This window comes from Streptomyces abyssalis, assembly GCF_001751365.1.
Classification (GTDB): domain Bacteria; phylum Actinomycetota; class Actinomycetes; order Streptomycetales; family Streptomycetaceae; genus Streptomyces; species Streptomyces abyssalis.
The window spans coordinates 403,925-422,732 of the sequence record NZ_LJGT01000040.1; the positions used below are offsets into that span (position 1 = coordinate 403,925).

At 68.3% G+C, this 18,808-nt stretch carries 15 protein-coding genes; 13 read left to right on the forward strand and 2 right to left on the reverse strand.

Annotated features, from left to right (window positions below; all coding sequences use genetic code 11):
- Nucleotides 1-50 precede the first annotated feature (50 nt).
- The 3 genes from AN215_RS16675 (at nt 51) to clpX (ending at nt 2,872) form a co-directional block, all read left to right on the forward strand.
- Complete coding sequence (locus AN215_RS16675; RefSeq protein WP_107374413.1) at nt 51-653, forward strand: ATP-dependent Clp protease proteolytic subunit; 603 nt, start codon at nt 51-53, stop codon at nt 651-653.
- Nucleotides 654-726: 73 nt separating this feature from the next.
- The gene (locus tag AN215_RS16680) at nt 727-1,434 is read left to right on the forward strand and encodes an ATP-dependent Clp protease proteolytic subunit (protein WP_070013768.1); all 708 of its coding nucleotides are present in this window, start codon (nt 727-729) and stop codon (nt 1,432-1,434) included.
- A gap of 151 nt (nt 1,435-1,585) precedes the next feature.
- Entirely contained in the window at nt 1,586-2,872 is a 1,287-nt protein-coding gene (clpX, locus tag AN215_RS16685; RefSeq protein WP_070014002.1) for an ATP-dependent Clp protease ATP-binding subunit ClpX, read from the forward strand.
- 119 nt (nt 2,873-2,991) lie between these two features.
- Here the strand turns inward: clpX and AN215_RS16690 are convergent, their stop codons facing one another.
- Both AN215_RS16690 and AN215_RS16695 read right to left on the reverse strand, forming a co-directional pair.
- A complete protein-coding gene (locus tag AN215_RS16690) occupies nt 2,992-3,765 on the reverse strand; it encodes a hypothetical protein (protein WP_070013769.1) in 774 nt (257 codons plus the stop codon).
- A gap of 76 nt (nt 3,766-3,841) precedes the next feature.
- The gene (locus AN215_RS16695; RefSeq protein ID WP_070013770.1) at nt 3,842-4,798 is read right to left on the reverse strand and encodes a hypothetical protein; all 957 of its coding nucleotides are present in this window, start codon (nt 4,796-4,798) and stop codon (nt 3,842-3,844) included.
- Nucleotides 4,799-4,956: 158 nt separating this feature from the next.
- Here AN215_RS16695 and AN215_RS16700 point away from each other — a divergent pair, with 158 nt between their 5' ends.
- The 10 genes from AN215_RS16700 to AN215_RS16745 all read left to right on the forward strand — a co-directional run bounded on the left by AN215_RS16700 (nt 4,957) and on the right by AN215_RS16745 (nt 18,799).
- Nucleotides 4,957-7,608, forward strand: coding sequence for a valine--tRNA ligase (locus AN215_RS16700; protein ID WP_070013771.1), 2,652 nt, complete (start codon nt 4,957-4,959; stop codon nt 7,606-7,608).
- Between the two features lie 131 nt (nt 7,609-7,739).
- Entirely contained in the window at nt 7,740-9,350 is a 1,611-nt protein-coding gene (gene folC, locus AN215_RS16705; protein WP_171904208.1) for a bifunctional tetrahydrofolate synthase/dihydrofolate synthase, read from the forward strand.
- Complete coding sequence (locus AN215_RS16710) at nt 9,350-9,700, forward strand: DUF4233 domain-containing protein (RefSeq protein ID WP_070013773.1); 351 nt, start codon at nt 9,350-9,352, stop codon at nt 9,698-9,700. Before folC ends, AN215_RS16710 begins: the two co-directional genes overlap by 1 nt.
- 116 nt (nt 9,701-9,816) lie before the next feature.
- Nucleotides 9,817-10,230 (forward strand): nucleoside-diphosphate kinase, encoded by a 414-nt coding sequence (ndk, locus tag AN215_RS16715; protein WP_070013774.1) that lies wholly within the window; start codon nt 9,817-9,819, stop codon nt 10,228-10,230.
- A 303-nt stretch (nt 10,231-10,533) separates the two neighbouring features.
- Nucleotides 10,534-11,553 (forward strand): rod shape-determining protein, encoded by a 1,020-nt coding sequence (locus tag AN215_RS16720; RefSeq protein WP_028431807.1) that lies wholly within the window; start codon nt 10,534-10,536, stop codon nt 11,551-11,553.
- A 145-nt stretch (nt 11,554-11,698) separates the two neighbouring features.
- Nucleotides 11,699-12,637: a rod shape-determining protein MreC gene (gene mreC / locus AN215_RS16725; protein WP_070013775.1), complete on the forward strand. Its 939-nt coding sequence runs from the start codon at nt 11,699-11,701 to the stop codon at nt 12,635-12,637.
- A 3-nt stretch (nt 12,638-12,640) separates the two neighbouring features.
- Nucleotides 12,641-13,393 carry a rod shape-determining protein MreD gene (gene mreD / locus AN215_RS16730; protein WP_070013776.1) on the forward strand — a complete coding sequence of 251 codons (753 nt, stop codon included), beginning with the start codon at nt 12,641-12,643 and terminating at the stop codon, nt 13,391-13,393.
- Nucleotides 13,390-15,552: a penicillin-binding protein 2 gene (mrdA, locus tag AN215_RS16735; protein WP_070013777.1), complete on the forward strand. Its 2,163-nt coding sequence runs from the start codon at nt 13,390-13,392 to the stop codon at nt 15,550-15,552. The genes mreD and mrdA overlap by 4 nt, the downstream gene beginning before the upstream one ends.
- Nucleotides 15,549-16,748, forward strand: a complete 1,200-nt coding sequence (rodA, locus tag AN215_RS16740; RefSeq protein WP_070013778.1) for a rod shape-determining protein RodA — start codon at nt 15,549-15,551, stop codon at nt 16,746-16,748. Before mrdA ends, rodA begins: the two co-directional genes overlap by 4 nt.
- Before the next feature lie 125 nt (nt 16,749-16,873).
- Nucleotides 16,874-18,799, forward strand: coding sequence for a TIGR03960 family B12-binding radical SAM protein (locus tag AN215_RS16745; RefSeq protein ID WP_070013779.1), 1,926 nt, complete (start codon nt 16,874-16,876; stop codon nt 18,797-18,799).
- Nucleotides 18,800-18,808 lie beyond the last annotated feature (9 nt).

The following is an 18,808-nucleotide window of genomic DNA, read 5'->3' on the forward strand; positions in this document are numbered from 1 at the left end:
CGCCTTCGGCTACCGTCCGGACACGAGCAGGTGGACACGTGACGCTTCCGATGCCTTCGGCCGCCGGCGAGCAGATTGGTGGTGGCCTCGGCGACCAGGTCTACAACCGGCTGCTCAACGAGCGGATCATCTTCCTCGGCCAGCCCGTCGACGACGAGATCGCAAACCAGATCACCGCTCAGTTGCTGCTCCTGGCGGCCGACCCGGACAAGGACATCTTCCTTTACATCAACAGCCCCGGTGGCTCGATCCAGGCCGGCATGGCGATCTACGACACCATGCAGTACATCAAGAACGACGTGGTCACCATCGCCATGGGCCTCGCCGCCTCGATGGGCCAGTTCCTGCTGAGCGCCGGCACCCGCGGCAAGCGCTTCGCGCTGCCGAACGCGGACATCCTGATCCACCAGCCCTCCGCCGGGCTGGCAGGCTCCGCCTCGGACATCAAGATCCACGCCGAGCAGCTGCTGCGTACGAAGAAGAAGATGGCGGAGCTCTCGGCCCAGCACACCGGCCAGACCATCGAGCAGTGGACCCGTGACGCCGACCGCGACCGCTGGTTCTCCGCCGAGGAGGCCAAGGAGTACGGCCTGATCGACGAGGTGTACGGCAGGGCGGCACAGCTTCCGGGAGGCGGCGGTACGGGTGCGTGAGCCGCGCCGCAGGACAGCAGGCTCAGCAACAGCGCAGCGACCGCAGTCAGCCCATCACCAGGAGAAGGCTCCGATGACGAATCTTTCCGGACTCCCCGCCCCCGGCGGCCGCCCCGGGGCGGAGAGCACCTACGCCTCCGAGGGCCGCTTCACGGGCCCGCAGCCCGAGTCCCGCTACATCGTTCCGCGCTTCGTCGAGCGCACCTCGCAGGGTGTGCGCGAGTACGACCCGTACGCGAAGCTCTTCGAGGAGCGCGTGATCTTCCTCGGCGTCCAGATCGACGACGCCTCGGCCAACGACATCATGGCGCAGCTGCTGTGCCTGGAGTCGATGGATCCGGACCGCGACATCTCGCTGTACATCAACTCGCCCGGCGGCTCCTTCACGGCGCTCACGGCGATCTACGACACCATGCAGTTCGTGAAGCCGGACATCCAGACGGTCTGCATGGGCCAGGCGGCCTCCGCCGCCGCCGTGCTGCTCGCGGCCGGCACCCCCGGCAAGCGGATGGCGCTTCCCAACGCACGCATCCTGATCCACCAGCCCTACAGCGAGACGGGCCGCGGTCAGGTCTCGGACCTGGAGATCGCCGCGAACGAGATCCAGCGCATGCGTGTCCAGCTGGAGGAGATGCTGGCGAAGCACTCCACCAAGGAGATCGAGCAGATCCGCGACGACATCGAGCGCGACAAGATCCTCACGGCCGAGGAGTCGCTCGAGTACGGGCTGATCGACCAGATCGTCTCCACCCGCAAGTCGTCGGTCGGCATGGGAGTCTGACTCCGGCCCACGTGACGTTTCCCCTTGGGGCGCCTCGACCGAGTCGTCCCAAGGGGGGCCCAAATCGACGGTCCGGCAGGGTACCGTCGTACACGCACGTACCTCGGTCCGACGGCTGATGGACCGGTCCCAGGCGAAGGGGAAGCACCTCGTGGCACGCATCGGTGATGGCGGCGATCTGCTCAAGTGCTCGTTCTGCGGAAAGAGCCAGAAGCAGGTGAAGAAGCTGATCGCAGGGCCAGGCGTGTACATCTGCGACGAGTGCATCGACCTGTGCAACGAGATCATCGAGGAGGAGCTCGCCGAGTCCTCGGAGGTGCGCTGGGACGAGCTGCCCAAGCCCCGCGAGATCTCGGAGTTCCTCGAGGGATACGTGGTGGGCCAGGAGGCGGCCAAGAAGGCCCTCTCGGTCGCGGTCTACAACCACTACAAGCGTGTGCAGGCCGGTGAGAACGGCGGCTCGCAGGGCCGGGACGACGGCATCGAGCTGGCGAAGTCCAACATCCTGCTGCTCGGTCCGACCGGTTCCGGCAAGACGCTGCTGGCCCAGACCCTCGCCCGTATGCTCAACGTCCCCTTCGCCATCGCGGACGCCACGGCGCTGACGGAAGCCGGCTATGTCGGCGAGGACGTCGAGAACATCCTGCTGAAGCTGATCCAGGCCGCTGACTACGACGTCAAGAAGGCCGAGACGGGGATCATCTACATCGACGAGATCGACAAGGTCGCCCGTAAGAGCGAGAACCCGTCGATCACGCGCGACGTCTCCGGCGAGGGCGTCCAGCAGGCGCTGCTGAAGATCCTGGAGGGCACCACGGCCTCGGTGCCGCCGCAGGGCGGGCGGAAGCATCCGCACCAGGAGTTCATCCAGATCGACACGACGAACGTGCTGTTCATCGTGGGTGGTGCCTTCGCCGGGCTGGAGAAGATCATCGAGTCCCGTGCCGGCGCGAAGGGCATCGGCTTCGGCGCCACCATCCGCTCCAAGCGCGAGATCGAGGACAGCAACCAGTTCGAGGACGTCATGCCCGAGGACCTGGTGAAGTTCGGGATGATCCCGGAGTTCATCGGCCGTCTGCCGGTGATGACGAGCGTGCACAACCTCGACCGCGAGGCGTTGCTGCAGATCCTGATGGAGCCGCGCAACGCCCTCGTCAAGCAGTACCAGCGCCTGTTCGAACTCGACGGCGTGGAGCTGGACTTCGACCGTCCCGCGCTCGAAGCGATCGCCGATCAGGCGATTCTGCGCGGCACGGGAGCGCGCGGGCTGCGCGCCATCATGGAAGAGGTCCTGATGTCGGTCATGTACGAGGTGCCGTCCCGCAAGGACGTCGAGCGCGTCGTGATCACCGAAGAGGTCGTCCACTCGAATGTGAACCCGACGCTCGTGCCCCGTTCGCGCGGCAACGAGCAGGAGCGGCACGAGAAGAGCGCATAAGGCGCGAGGGCGGCCGCGGCAGCGGGCGGGCCCGAGAAGACAAGACTGAACGTGGAGGGGCGCCCGGCACAGAGCCGGGCGCCCCTCCACGTCGTCGCTCCGGAACCGGAACCGTCCTGTCAGCCGGCCTCGGTGAGAGCGTCCTTGCGTACCTTCGCGGTCAGTTCGGCCGTCGACTTCAGATCGACGGGCTTCGTCGACGTCCCGTCACTCGTGAGGATCATCGACGAGACCGTGCCGACGGTGCTGGAGTCGGCCCAACTGCACATCGCCAGGCTCATGTTGGAGATCTTGTACTCCTGGCACTTGAGTACGTCGCCGTCGAAGGCTGAGGGCGAGAACTTCCTCAGCTTGCCCTCCGCCTTCGCGCCCGTCTCCGTCTTCAGCGACTTGGCCGTCTGCGCGAAGACCCAGTCGACGGCCTTGTCCGGATTCTCCACGGAGCCGTAGGCGCCGCCGAGTTGGAGCTTCTTGCCGGCGCCGGACTTGTACTCTGCGCTGACGTCCGCGCTGCTGGTCATCCCGGGGACCTTCTTGTTGCCGAAGGCCTTGCCGTCGCCCTTCTGGCCCTTGCCGTCACGCTCGTACTCGCCGGCGACGGTACGGGGCGTCGTGAGCCGGTGCTCGGGGTCGCCCGGGGAGCCGAGGACGAACCAGCCGCCGACGAGCGCACCCACGACGACGACCGCGGCCGCGGCTGTCGCGGTGTTCCGCCGGCTGCTGCCGGACCTGCCGCCGGCGCCGGGCGCGGGGCTCGCCGCGCTCGGGCCGCTCGGTCCCGCGCCGGTGCCGTCGCCGCCGCCCTTGCCGTGGTCGGTCCCCTGCGTGGCGAGCGGTGCGCCGGGAGATCCCGGCTGCCCCTGTCCGTACGGGCCGGGCTGAGTGTCACTCATCGCTTGCGTCTCCTCGGTCGGACGACGGGGCGCCGGGCTCGCCGGCCCGTGCGCCCCCTCATGCTGCCCCCGCGGGCTACTTGATCTCGACCCGTGCGTCGTCGCGCAGCTTCTTCGCCAGCTCCGCGACCTGGTCGATCGTCATGCTCTTGCCGGTGAGCAGCGCCGCGCCGTCCTGCGCCGACACCATCGCCACCGTGCTGTTGTCGCCCCACATGCACAGCGGAGCCTTGAGCTCCGAGGTGTTGGAGGTGGAGGCGCCCAGGGAGACCTTGATGACCTGGCACTTCATGACGGCGTCGTCCTCGAGACCGGCGGGCTCCACCTTCTCGGGGCTGCCGACGAGTTCGGCCTTGCGGCCGGTGCGCTCCGCGTTCTTCTCACTGTCCTCCGCCATCTTCGCGAAGGCCGTGTCGACGGTGCCCTCCGGGTCCTCGACCTCGCCCCAGACGCCCTGGAAGTTCATCTGCTTCGCGGAGACGCCGCTGCCCGACTTGTACGAGCCGTACTCGTTCTTGGGGTCGCCGACTCCCGCCCTCTCGAACTCCGAGAGCTCGGACTGCGTCATCTCGTTCGTGGTGCCCGCGCTGTCCTTCTGGTACTCGCCCGCGACCGTGGGCGGCGACGTCAGCTTGTACTTCTTGCCGTCGTCGGCGACCGTCGATCCGCCGCCTCCCACACCGCCGAACAGGAAGATGCCGCCGATCACGAGGCCGACGATCACCAGCGAACCGACGACGATGGCGACCGTCTTGCCTGCCATCCCGCCCCCCGAGGGCGGCATCGGCGGTCCCGGCTGTCCGTACGGTCCGGGCTGGCCGTAGGGGCCCGGCTGGCCCGGCTGCTGCGGGAAGCCGTAACCCGGCTGTCCGGGCGGCGGCCCGGCCGGCTGCTGCGGGTACCCGTATCCGGGCTGCCCCTGTGCGCCTCCCGGCGCGCCCTGCGCGTACGGATTCGGGCCCTGCGGAGGCTGTCCGTACGGTCCGGGCGGGGGTGGCTGCTGTCCGTAAGGCCCAGGCTGGTTCTGACTCATTGCGGCGCTTCCCCTCCGTTTGATGTGCGTCGTGTGACGACGCCGCCGCGCGCGCGCTCGCGCGGTACGCGTACATCCTGTCGGACGTCCGGAGCGGGTGCTGCACCGGTCCCCAAACCGATTCGAGACTGCGACATTGCCGCCCGTACACTGCCGTCGTGACCGAGAACTCATCGCAGCGCCCCGACTCCCGAGGGCCGAACGCAGCAGCCCCCGCAGACCTGCCGACGCAGTACGCACCGGCCGAGGTGGAGGAAGAGCTGTATGAGCGCTGGGTAGCGCGCGGTTGGTTCGAGGCGGACGCCAAGAGCGACAAGCAGCCGTACACCATCGTCATCCCGCCGCCGAACGTCACGGGATCCCTCCACCTCGGCCATGCCTTCCAGCACACGCTGATGGACGCCCTCACGCGCCGCAAGCGCATGCAGGGCTACGAGTCGCTGTGGCTGCCGGGCATGGACCACGCGGGCATCGCCACGCAGAACAAGGTCGAGCAGCAGCTCGCCGAAGAGGGCAAGTCCCGGCAGGACTTGGGGCGTGAGGCGTTCGTCGAGCGCGTCTGGCAGTGGAAGGAGGAGTACGGCGGCAAGATCCTCGGCCAGATGCGCCGCCTCGGCGACGGCGTCGACTGGACGCGCGAGCGCTTCACCATGGACGAGGGCCTCTCCCGCGCCGTCCAGACCGTCTTCAAGCAGATGTACGACGACGGGCTGATCTACCGCGCCGAGCGGATCATCAACTGGTGCCCGCGGTGTCTGACCGCCATCTCCGACATCGAGGTGGAATACCAGGAGGACGACGGCGAGTTGGTCTCCATCCGCTACGGCGGAGGCGACGGCGAGGACGACTCCGTGGTCGTCGCCACGACCCGTGCCGAGACGATGCTCGGCGACACCGCCGTCGCCGTCCACCCGGACGACCAGCGGTACGCACATCTGCTCGGCCGGCACATCAAGCTGCCGCTCACGGACCGCACCATCCCGGTCGTCGCCGACGAGCACGTGGACCCGGAGTTCGGCTCCGGCGCCGTCAAGGTCACCCCCGCCCACGACCCGAACGACTTCGCGATCGGGCAGCGGCACGGCCTTCCCGCGCTGACGGTCATGGACGAGCGCGGCGTGATCACCGCGCACGGCCCGTTCGAGGGTCTCGACCGCTTCGAGGCGCGCTCCTCGATCGTCGCCGCGCTGCGCGAACAGGGCCGCATCACGGCCGAGAAGCGCCCGTACACACACAGCGTCGGGCACTGCTCGCGCTGCAAGACGACCATCGAGCCCAGACTCTCGATGCAGTGGTGGGTCGGCGTCGGTCCGCTGGCGCAGGCGGCCGGCGACGCGGTGCGCGACGGCCGCGTGAAGATCCACCCCGCCGAGATGTCCGCGCGCTACTTCGACTGGGTCGACAACATGCTCGACTGGTGCATCTCGCGCCAGCTGTGGTGGGGCCACCGCATCCCCGTCTGGTACGGGCCCGACGGCGAGGTCCGCTGCCTCGGCCCGGACGAGCAGCCCCCGACGGGCGAGGGCTGGACGCAGGACCCGGACGTCCTGGACACCTGGTTCTCATCCGGGCTGTGGCCCTTCTCGACTCTCGGCTGGCCCGAACAGACCCAGGACCTGGCGAAGTTCTATCCGACGGACGTGCTGCTGACCGGGCACGACATCATCTTCTTCTGGGTCGCCAGGATGATGATGTTCGGGCTGTACGCGATGGACGGCACCGCCCCGTTCCACACGATCGCGCTGACCGGTCTGGTCCGCGACGATCACGGCAAGAAGATGTCCAAGTCCAACCCCAACTCGGTCGATCCGCTGGACTGGATGAACGCGTACGGAGCCGACGCCGTCCGCTTCACCCTCACCAGCGGCGCCAACCCCGGCGCCGACGTGCCGATCGGTGAGGACTGGGTCAAGGCGTCCCGTAACTTCGCCAACAAGATCTGGAACGCCACGCGTTTCGCGCTCATGAACGGCGCGACGGTCCAGGGACCGCTGCCTCAGGCGTCCGAACTCGGCGCCACGGACAGGTGGATCCTCTCCCGCCTCAACTCCGTCGTCGCCGAGGTCGACGGCCACTACGACGACTACCAGTTCGCCAAACTCTCCGACGCCCTCCGCCACTTCGCGTGGGACGAGGTCTTCGACTGGTATGTCGAGCTGTCCAAGACCACCTTCGCCGTCGGCGGACGGCCCGCCGAGGTCTCCCGCCGCGTCCTCGGCGAGGTGCTCGACGTGATGCTGCGGCTGCTGCACCCTCTCGTCCCGTTCGTCACCGAATCACTGTGGACGACGCTGACGGGCGGCGAGTCCGTCGTCGTCACGTCCTGGCCCGCCGACTCGGGTTTCCGGGACGTGGCGGCCGAGCAGGAGATCGCCACGCTCCAGGACGCCGTCACCGAGGTCCGGCGCTTCCGTGCCGACCAGGGTCTCCAGCCGGGGCAGCGGGTCCCGGCGCGGCTCAGCCTCACCGGGTCCCCGCTGGCGTCCCACGAGGACGCGATGCGGCAGCTGCTGCGGCTCCAGCCCGAGGGTGAGGGCTTCCACGCCACGGCGTCGCTGCCAGTCGCCGGCGGCACCGTCGAGTTGGACCTGTCCGGCGTCATCGACGTCGACGCCGAGCGCAAGCGCCTGACGAAGGACCTCGACTCCGCCGAGAAGGAGCTGCGTCAGACCACGGCGAAGCTGGGGAACGAGGGCTTCCTGGCGAAGGCCCCCGATCACGTCGTCGAGAAGATCCGTGAACGCCGGTCCACCGCCGAGTCCGACATCGCCCGCCTCCAGCAGCAACTCGACCGGCTTCCCACCGCCTAGCGACCCGCCGGACTCCGAGACGGCCGGTTGAGGCCCGGGCGCGCGCCTGTGCGTCCGGGCCTCCGGCCGTCTCGGAGTCCGTCTCTCGGGGCCCCGCAGCGGCAGAGCGGGCCGCACCTCCGCGAGCGACCATGGCGGCGGAACGCGGCTCCGGCGCCCTACGTAGACTGGCCCCCGTGAGTGACCAGCCCCAGCCCCCTGAGCCAGACCCCGGCGAGAACCCCGACGCGGAGAACGGCGACACCGGACCCTCCGAGTTCGAGGAGATCATCGGCGCCGAGACCGACCGCGACCCGGATCTCGCGGTCATCGAGGCGGGCAGCCGCACCCTCCGCGCCCAGGCCGGGCCTCCGCAGGCCGACGTCGTACCCGGACGCCCGGAGGACCCTGAGACGGACCGCGCGCTGCGGGCGGTGGAGACGGAGCTGATGGGCCGCTGGCCCGAGACCAAGCTCGACCCTTCCCTCGACCGCATCAGGGCACTGATGGACGTGATGGGCGAGCCCCAGCGCGCCTACCCGTCCATCCACATCACCGGTACGAACGGCAAGACCAGCACCGCACGCATGATCGAGGCACTGCTGAGCGCCTTCGACCTCCGTACCGGCCGCTACACCTCCCCGCACGTCCAGTCGATCACCGAGCGGATCAGCGTCGACGGCGCACCCGTCAGCGCGGAGCGCTTCATCGAGGCGTACCAGGACGTCAAACCGTTCGCGGAGATGGTCGACGCCAAGCAGCCCTACCGCCTCTCCTTCTTCGAGATGCTGACGGGCATGGCCTACGCGGCCTTCGCCGACGCCCCCGTGGACGTCGCCGTCGTCGAGGTCGGCATGGGCGGAAGGTGGGACGCCACCAACGTGATCGACGCCGGCGTCTCCGTCATCACCCCCATCTCCCTGGACCACGTCGCCCGCCTCGGGGACACCCCGGAGAAGATCGCCGGGGAGAAGTCCGGAATCGTCAAGAAGGACGCCGCCGTCGTCCTCGCCCAGCAGCCCGTGGAGGCGGCCTCCGTCGTGCTCAAGCGGGCCGCCGAGGAGGGCGCCACGGTCGCGCGGGAGGGCCTGGAGTTCGGCGTGGTCTCCCGGGAGGTGGCCGTCGGCGGGCAGTTGATCACCGTCCGCGGGCTGGGCGGTGAGTATCCGGAGATCTTCTTGCCCATGCACGGAGCGCACATGGCGCACAACGCCGCCGTGGCGCTCACCGCCGTCGAGGCGTTCTTCGGGCTCGGGCCCGGTGCCGGGCAGCCGGACAGGGGCAGTCTCGACGCCGACATCGTCCGGCAGGCCTTCGCGTCGGTCTCCTCGCCGGGCCGGCTGGAGCTGGTGCGCAGCAGCCCGGCCGTCCTCCTCGACGCCGCGCACAACCCGGCGGGCGCCCGCGCCACCGCGGAGGCGGTCGGCGAAGCGTTCAGTTTCAGCCGCCTCGTCGGCGTCATCGGCCCCAGCAGCGACAAGGATGTACGCGGCCTGCTCGAAGCCTTCGAACCGATCTTCGCGGAAGTGGTGCTCACCCGTAACTCCACGCCCCGTGCCATGGATGTCGACGCCCTTGCAGCCGTGGCCGTCGAGGTCTTCGGCGAGGAACGCGTACAGGTCGAGCCCCGCCTCGACAGCGCCCTCGAGGAGGCGATCACGCTCGCCGAGTCCGAGGACGAGTACGCGGGAGCGGGCGTCCTGGTCACCGGTTCCGTCATCACCGCCGGCGAGGCCCGGCTGCTGCTGGGAAGGGAGCGGTAGTGCGCACCCTCTGCGCGAGCACACTGCTCGGCGAGTTCTTCGTGATCGGCTTCGCCGGCCTCGTCGCGATGCGTACGAGCGACCTGTCCGCGGGCACTGTCTGGACGGTGTGCGGTGTGGCCATGGCGCTGTGTCTGCTGCTGTGCGGCGTGTTGACGCGGAGGGGCGGTGTGCAGCTGGGATGGGCGCTCCAAGTGGCGCTGATCGCCTCCGGTTCGGTGGTCCCGGCCATGTACTTCCTCGGCGCCTGCTTCGCGGGGCTGTGGTGGGCGTCCGTCCATTTCGGGCGGAAGGTGGACGAGGCGAAGGCCGAGCGTGGCCGCCTGGAGACCGAGCCTGACACTGCGTGACGGTGGCCGGCGCGGCCCGTGTAGCCTCTGGGCATCCGTAAACCGGCCACATCCGGAACCCTGACGTCCCCGACGCCCGGGCGTCCGAACGCTTCATCCCCCGAGGAGCCCCCACCATGAGCGAGCGCACCCTGGTACTGCTCAAGCCCGACGCCGTACGCCGCGGTCTGATCGGTGAGATCACCGGCCGTATCGAGAGCAAGTCGGACTGGGCCGTAACAGCACTGGAGCTGCGCACGCTCGACCGCTCCACCCTGGAACAGCACTACGCGGAGCACGTGGGCAAGCCCTTCTACGAGCCGCTGGTGGAGTTCATGGCCTCGGGCCCGTCCGTCGTGATGGTCGTCGAGGGGGAGCGCGTCATCGAGGGCGTACGGGCGCTCGCCGGGCCGACGGACCCGATTGCCGCGCCTCCCGGCTCCATTCGGGGGGACTTCGGAACGATTGTGCGGGAAAACCTGATTCACGCGTCGGACTCGGAGGAGTCCGCGGCACGTGAGCTGAAGATTTTTTTCCCCGACTTCAGTTAGTGTCCTGCTGACGCGTCATCAGTCGTCAGAGCACAGATGACCTGGGGCGACCGGCAATTTTCGGTCGCCCTTCGGCATATGCGCCGGGGTTCGGGGGAACGCATCACCCCGACACGACGTCACTGATTACAGGGACGACGGCTGTTGCGCCGACAATGGCGGGACACCCTCGCTACGTGTTCGAGTCCGCGTCTACGATGGAACCTCGCGTCTCCACAGCGTTAGCGCGGACCACCCTCTCCTGCCGTCCTCCCACACACATCGCTCCAGTTGGAAGGCCAGACGCATCCTATGGCGAACAACATGTCGTTCATCGGCCGTGATATGGCTGTCGACCTCGGGACCGCCAACACGCTGGTGTACGTCAGGGGTCGCGGGATCGTCCTCAACGAACCGTCGGTCGTCGCCATCAACACCAACACCGGCGGCATTCTGGCGGTCGGCGCCGAGGCGAAGAAGATGATCGGCCGCACCCCGGGCAACATCGTGGCGGTGCGTCCGCTGAAGGACGGCGTCATCGCCGACTTCGAGATCACGGAGCGGATGCTCCGCTACTTCATCCTCAAGATCCACAAGCGACGCTATCTGGCTCGCCCGCGGGTGGTCATCTGTGTTCCCTCCGGAATCACCGGAGTCGAGCGCCGCGCCGTCATCGAGGCATCGACCCAGGCCGGCGCCCGCCAGGTGCACATCATCGAGGAGCCGATGGCGGCGGCGATCGGTTCCGGGCTCCCGGTGCACGAGGCCACCGGCAACATGGTCGTCGACATCGGAGGCGGCACCACCGAGGTCGCGGTGATCTCGCTCGGCGGGATCGTCACCGCACAGTCGATCCGCGTCGCCGGCGACGAGCTGGACAACGCGATCATCCAGCACATCAAGAAGGAGTACAGCCTGCTCCTCGGTGAGCGCACCGCCGAGAGCATCAAGATCACGATCGGTTCCGCGCACTCCCTCGACAAGGACGAGCACACCGAGATCCGTGGCCGTGACCTGGTCAGCGGTCTCCCCAAGACGGTCGTCATCTCCGCCGCGGAGGTCCGCCGTGCCATGGAGGAGCCCGTCAACGCGATCGTCGACGCGGTGAAGACCACGCTCGACAAGTGCCCGCCCGAGTTGTCCGGCGACGTCATGGACCGCGGGATCGTCCTCACCGGTGGCGGTGCACTGCTGCGCGGCCTGGACGAGCGGCTCCGCAGTGAGACGGGCATGCCGATCCACATCGCCGAGGATCCGCTGGATTCGGTGGCGCTGGGATCCGGCAAGTGCGTGGAGGAGTTCGAGGCGCTTCAGCAGGTCCTCGACTCCCAGCCCAGGCGATGATCTGAACTGAAGCGATCTGCCGTGCGGTCTGCCCCATGCACCACACCAGTCCGCTCTGCGGATCGTTGAACGTTCCGGAGCACGGCAGCACTGCTCCGGAAGGGACACCGGTCCGACCGACTGAGGAAAGGCACGGCCGCCGCACGTGAGGGACACCCGAGAGAGCCGGCTGCTGCTCGTCCTTCTGATCGCCATCGCGTTCGCACTGATCACGGTGGACATCAGGAAGGGCGAGCAGTCCCCGATGGACAGCGCGCGGCACGTGGCCGCCTCCGCCTTCGGGCCTGTGGAGAACGGGGTGGCGGCGGCCGTCGACCCCGTGGGGAACTCCATCGCCGCCGTCCGTGACTCCGGTGTGCGGCACGACCGTATAAGCCGTCTCGAGGCCGAGAACGCGAAGCTCAAGCAGCGCCTCGGCTCCAGCGACCGGCACCGCTCCAGGTCCAAGGAGCTGGACAAGCTGCTGAAGACCGCGGGCGCCGGCGGCTACGGACTCAAGGGCGCCCAGGTCATCGGCATCGGCTCGGCGCAGGGCTTCTCCTGGACGGTCACCCTCGACGCCGGCAGCAGGGACGGCATCGCCCGCGACATGACGGTCATCAACGGGGACGGCCTCGTCGGCCGCGTCACCACCGTCAGTTCCTCGACGGCGACCGTGCTCCTGGCCAACGACCCCGACTTCTCCGTCGGTACACGCATGGAGAAGAGCAGCGAGCTCGGCTTCGCCACCGGCCGTGGCGGCGACGCCATGACCGTCCAGCTCCTCAACGGCAAGGCGGAGGTGAAGAAGGGCGACCGGATAGTGACTTTCGGCTCCCGCAACAACAAGCCCTTCGTGCCGGGAGTGCCCGTCGGGACGGTGTCCAAGGTCGACAGGACGGCGGGCGACCTCACGCGGAGCGTCAACGTCCGCCCGTTCGTCACCTTCAGCAAGCTCGACATCGTCGGCATCGTCGTCAAGCCGCCGCGGAGCGACCCCAGGGACGACGTGCTGCGTTCCAAGAAGCCGCCGAAGCCCAAGCCCGCGCCCACGGTGACCGTGACCAAGACGCCGAAGCCCAGTGCCTCGGAATCCAGGAGCTGACCGATGTACATCAACCGGATCCTGCTCTCGGCCGTCCTCGTCGTCGGTGCCCTGATCGCGCAGGTGAGCGTGCTGGCGCGGCTCCAGCTGCCCGGCGCCGTCCCCGATCTGCTGCTGCTGGTCCTGCTCGGCCTGGCGATGGTCTACGGCCACACCGCCGGCGCCGTGACCGGATTCCTCGGTGGTCTCCTCGCCGACCTCGCACCGCCCGCCGAGCACGCGGTGGGGCGTTACGCACTGGTGCTGTGCATCATCGGCTACGTCGCGGGCCTGACCAAGCCGGAGGGCGCCCAGCACCGTTCGGCCACGGTGCCGATGCTCGTCGTCGCCAGCGCGGCCGTCGGATCGACGCTGCTGTACGCGGGTGTGGGCACCCTCGTCGGCGACACCGCGGCGGGCCAAGTGGGGCTCCTGCCGCTGCTGTTCACCGCCACCCTCTACGACCTGCTGCTGGCGCCCTTCGTCGTGCCGCTGATCATGTGGGTCGCCCGCCGCACGGAGCGCGGCGTGATCACCTCCGACGCCTCCGGAGTCGGAAGTATGGGCCGAAGTGACAAAGGCGCCTACGGGTGGCTCAGTTCGGGTACGGGACTGCAAGTCGGCGGGAGCCTCTTCGGCAAGGGGCGCAACGGCGGGCCGGTGCGCAACGCCCGTAACGGCAAGGCCGTCCGGATGGGCATCCAGCGGGGCAGCCTGCTGGACAAGCCGGGGCGCAAGGGCAGGACCGGGAAGATCAAGGGGGTAAAGCGGCTGTGAGCAACATCCCTGAGACCGGACGCAGTCACCGGGTGACCATCCGGCTCGTCGCCATCCAGATCCTGGTGATGTCCCTTCTGCTCACCCTCGGCGGACGCCTGTGGTATCTCCAGGTCCGCAACGGCGACGAGTACCAGAGGGAAGCCGCGGGCAACCACGTGCAGCAGGTCGTGCAGCCCGCGACCCGTGGCGCCATCCTCGACGCGCGCGGCGTGCCCATCGCCGACAACGAGACACGCCTGGTCGTCTCCGCCTCCCGCACCGAGCTGATGAAGATGGACGACGAGGGCAAGGCCGTACTCTCCCGGCTGGCCGGCGTCCTCGACATGAGCCCGAAGACCGTGCAGGAGAAGGTCCGGCTCTGCGACGCGAAGACGCCGCAGCCCTGCTGGAACGGCTCGCCCTACCAGCCCATCCCGGTCACCGACGACGCCACCACGCAGCAGGCGCTGCAGATCCGCGAACGTGCGGAGGACTTCCCCGGCATCACCGCCGAGCCCACCGCCGTACGCCGCTACCCGGCGCCCTACGGCTCCCACACCTCCCAGGTCCTCGGCTACCTCTCGCCCGTCACGGACGAGGAGATCAAGAAGACCAAGAACACCGACTCGCCGTTCCTCTCCTCCGACGAGATCGGCCGGTCGGGCCTGGAGCGTACGTACGACGCCATACTGCGCGGCAGTTCGGGCGTGACGCGGTACGAGGTGGACAACCTGGGCCGCGTCATGGGACGGGCCAAGAGCGACAAGGCCGAGCCGGGCTCCAGCCTCGTCACGAGCATCGACTCTCGCGTCCAGGCCGTCACCGAGAACGAGCTGCTCACGGCCATGAAGAACGCCCGCAAGGAGCACGACAAGAACACCAACAGGAACTACAAGGCGGACGCCGGCGCGGCCGTCGTCATGGAGAACAAGACCGGCCGGGTCGTGGCGATGGCCTCCAACCCGGAGTACGACCCGAACGAGTGGGTCGGCGGCATCTCCGGCAAGAAGTACAAGCAGCTCACCGGGAAGAAGTCCAACTACCCGCTGCTCAACCGCTCCATCCAGGGTCTCTCGGCGCCCGGTTCCGTCTTCAAGGTCATCTCCACCGCCGCGGCGGTGAAGGCCGGCAACAAGTTCGGCGGCAACTACAACTGCTCGTCCTCGTACAACGTCGGCGGACAGACCTTCAAGAACTACGAGTCGAAGAGCTACGGGACCATCGACCTCGCCCGTGCGCTGGAGGTCTCCTGCGACACCGTCTTCTACGACCTCGCCTACAAGCAGTGGCTCAAGGACGGCGGCAACAACCCGAAGAAGAACGCCAAGGACCACTTCTACAAGACCGCCCACGAGTTCGGCCTCGGCAAGAAGACCGGCGTCGACCTGCCCAACGAGGTCGAGGGCCGCGTCCCGGACCGCCAGTGGAAGAAGGACTACTGGAAGGCCAACAAGGACGCCTGGTGCAAGCAGGCCAAGGACCCCAAGTCCTACGCGGACAAGATCGCCAAGGAGAACTGCGTCTCCGGCATGAAGATGCGCGCCGGTGACAGCGTCAACTACTCCATCGGGCAGGGCGACACGCTCGTCACCCCGATCCAGATGGCCACCATCTACTCCGGGATCGCCAACGGCGGCACCATGTACGACCCCACCCTGGGCAAGGCCACCATCGGGCCGAAGGGCAAGACCATAAAGGAGATCGAGCCGACGGAGCACGGCAAGCTCCCGGTCAAGAAGGACATCCTGAAGAAGATCGACAAGGCGCTCGCCGGTGTCGCCGAACGAGGCACCGCGGCCTGGCGCTTCGGGGACGCGGGCTGGCCCCAGGACAAGATCAAGATGCACGCCAAGACGGGTACGGCCGAGGTGGCGGGCAAGCAGACCACGTCCTGGTTCACGACCTACACCAAGGACTACACGATCGTCATGACGATCTCGCAGGGCGGCACCGGCTCCGGCGCCTCCGGCCCGGCGGTGCGCAACATCTACAACGCCATCTACGGCGTCAACGCCGACGGCGAGATCGACGAGGACGCCGCGCTCCTCCCGCACCCCGACGAAGACCTTCCGAAGGTCGACAGCCACGGCAACATCGAGGCCAGGGACGACAAGGACTTCAAGAAGCGGGCCGAGCGCGCGACGAAGGGCGGACCGCCCGCCGGAGCCGCCGGATGAGCACGCACTCCTACTCCCTCAGCGGTTACGGGCCGCAGAAGAAGTCGGCGTGGGGGCGGCTCACCGCCCGGGACTCGGCGGTCTGGCGGCTGGACTGGATCATGGTGTCGGCCGGCATCGCCCTCTCCGTCGTCGGCTCGCTCCTGGTCTGGTCGGCCACGCGCAACCGCACCGACCTCAACCACGGCGACCCGTACTACTTCGTGACGCGTCATGTGCTCAGCCTCCTCGTCGGACTGCTGCTGATGGCGGGCATGGTGTGGCTCGGCCACCGGAGGGTGCGCGGCGCCGTGCCGTTCCTCTACGGCGCCTCGGTGCTGCTCGCGCTCCTCGTGCTCACGCCGCTGGGCGCGACCATCAACGGGCAGCGGGCCTGGCTCCACCTCGGTGGCGGCTTCTCGCTGCAGCCCGCCGAGTTCATCAAGATCACCGTGATCCTCGGGATGGCGATGCTGCTGTCCGCGCGCGTGGACGCGGGGGACCGGGAGCATCCCGACCACCGCACCGTGGTCCAGGCCCTGGGCATGGCGGCGGCGCCGATCGTGATCATCATGCTGATGCCCGACCTCGGCTCCGTGATGGTCATGGTGATAATCGTCCTCGGAGTGCTGCTCGCCTCCGGCGCCTCGAACCGGTGGATCGTCGGGCTGTGCACGGCGGGTGCGGGCGGTGCCGTACTGGTGTGGGCGCTCGGTCTGCTCGACGACTACCAGATCGCCCGCTTCGCTGCCTTCGCCAACCCCGCGCTCGACCCGTCCGGTGTCGGCTACAACACCAACCAGGCGCGGATCGCCATCGGTTCGGGCGGGTTGACCGGCAAGGGGCTCTTCGAGGGCTTCCAGACCACCGGCCAGTTCGTCCCCGAGCAGCAGACCGACTTCGTCTTCACGGTCGCCGGTGAGGAACTGGGCTTTCTGGGCGGCGGGTTGATCATCTTCCTGCTGGGTGTCGTGATCTGGCGTGCCTGCCGCATCGCCCGCGAGTCCTCCGAGCTCTACAGCACGGTCGTCGCCGCCGGTGTGATCGCCTGGTTCGCCTTCCAGTCGTTCGAGAACATCGGCATGACGCTGGGCATCATGCCCGTCGCCGGGCTTCCGCTGCCGTTCGTGTCCTACGGCGGTACGTCGATGTTCGCGGTGTGGATCGCACTGGGCCTGCTGCAGTCGATCAGAGTGCAGCGTCCCGTCTCCGCGTAGCCGTGGCTCCGTGACCAGGTGCGGGCGCCTGCCGTACGAGGCATGCGTCCGGCCGGGTCCGAGCCCGCGTTACGCTGAATGGTCACCCGCACCGCGATTGCGCCCCGATCCGAGGAACCCACCCCATGTCAGTCGAGTCGGTCTTCCCGCGCCTGGAGGCCCTCCTTCCCCATGTCCAGAAGCCGATCCAGTACGTGGGCGGTGAGCTGAACTCCACCGTCAAGGACTGGGACTCCTGCGACGTGCGCTGGGCGCTGATGTATCCGGACGCCTACGAGGTCGGGCTGCCCAACCAGGGCGTCATGATCCTCTACGAGGTGCTCAACGAACGCGAGGGCGTACTGGCCGAGCGGACCTACAGCGTCTGGCCGGACCTGGAGAAGCTCATGCGGGAGCACGACGTCCCGCAGTTCACGGTCGACGGGCACCGTCCCGTCGGTGCCTTCGACGTGCTCGGTGTCTCGTTCGCGACCGAACTCGGCTACACCAACCTCCTCACCGCCCTCGATCTGTCCGGCGTACCGCTGGAGGCGAAGGACCGCGGCGACGACCACCCGATCGTCATGGCGGGAGGCCATGCGGCCTTCAACCCCGAGCCCGTCGCCGACTTCCTCGACTGCGCCGTCGTGGGCGACGGCGAACAGGCGGTGCTGGAGGTCAGCGAGATCATCCGTGGCTGGAAGGCGGAGGGCCGGCCCGGCGGCCGCGACGAGCTGCTGATGCGGCTGGCGAAGACCGGTGAGGTCTACGTACCGAAGTTCTACGACGTCGAATACCTGGCGGACGGACGCATCTCCCGGGTCGTCCCCAACCGCCCAGGCGTCCCCTGGCGTGTGGCCAAGCGCACCGTGATGGACCTGGACGAGTGGCCCTACCCCAAGCAGCCGCTGGTGCCGCTGGCCGAGACCGTGCACGAGCGGATGTCCGTGGAGATCTTCCGCGGCTGCACGCGCGGCTGCCGCTTCTGCCAGGCCGGCATGATCACCCGGCCGGTGCGCGAGCGTTCCATCACCGGAATCGGCGACATGGTGGAGAAGGGCCTGAAGAACACCGGCTTCGAGGAGGTCGGGCTGCTCTCCCTCTCGTCTGCCGACCACAGCGAGATCGGCGACGTGGCGAAGGGTCTCGCCGACCGCTACGAGGACGACAAGATCGGTCTGTCACTGCCCTCCACGCGTGTCGACGCCTTCAACATCGACCTCGCGAACGAACTGACCCGCAACGGCCGCCGCTCCGGCCTCACCTTCGCCCCGGAGGGCGGCAGCGAACGCATTCGCAAGGTCATCAACAAGATGGTCTCGGAAGAGGACCTCATCCGTACCGTCGCGACCGCGTACGGCAATGGCTGGCGGCAGGTGAAGCTCTACTTCATGTGCGGCCTGCCCACCGAGACGGACGAGGACGTGCTGCAGATCGGCGACATGGCCGTCAACGTCATCGCCAAGGGTCGTGAGGTGGCGAAGTCCAACGACATCCGCTGCACCGTCTCCATCGGCGGGTTCGTGCCCAAGCCGCACACGCCGTTCCAGTGGGCGCCGCAGCTGTCGGCACAGGAGACGGACGAACGGCTCGGCAAGCTGCGGGACAAGATCCGCGCCGACAAGAAGTACGGCCGCTCCATCGGTTTCCGCTACCACGACGGCAAGCCCGGCATCGTCGAGGGCCTGCTCTCGCGGGGCGACCGCCGCGTCGGCGCGGTGATCCGCGAGGTGTACGACCGGGGCGGCCGCTTCGACGGCTGGCGCGAATACTTCAGCTACCAGCTGTGGATGGACTCCGCCGCCCGTACGCTGCCGGCGTCCGGCGTGGACGTCGACTGGTACACGACGCGCGAGCGTACGTACGAAGAGGTCCTGCCCTGGGACCACTTGGACTCCGGTCTGGACAAGGACTGGCTCTGGGAGGACTGGCAGGACGCCCTCGACGAGACGGAGGTCGAGGACTGCCGCTGGACACCCTGCTTCGACTGCGGGGTCTGTCCTCAGATGCAGACCGACATCCAGATCGGCCCGACAGGGAAGAAGCTGCTGCCGCTCACGGTCGTCAAGTAGGGCATGAGG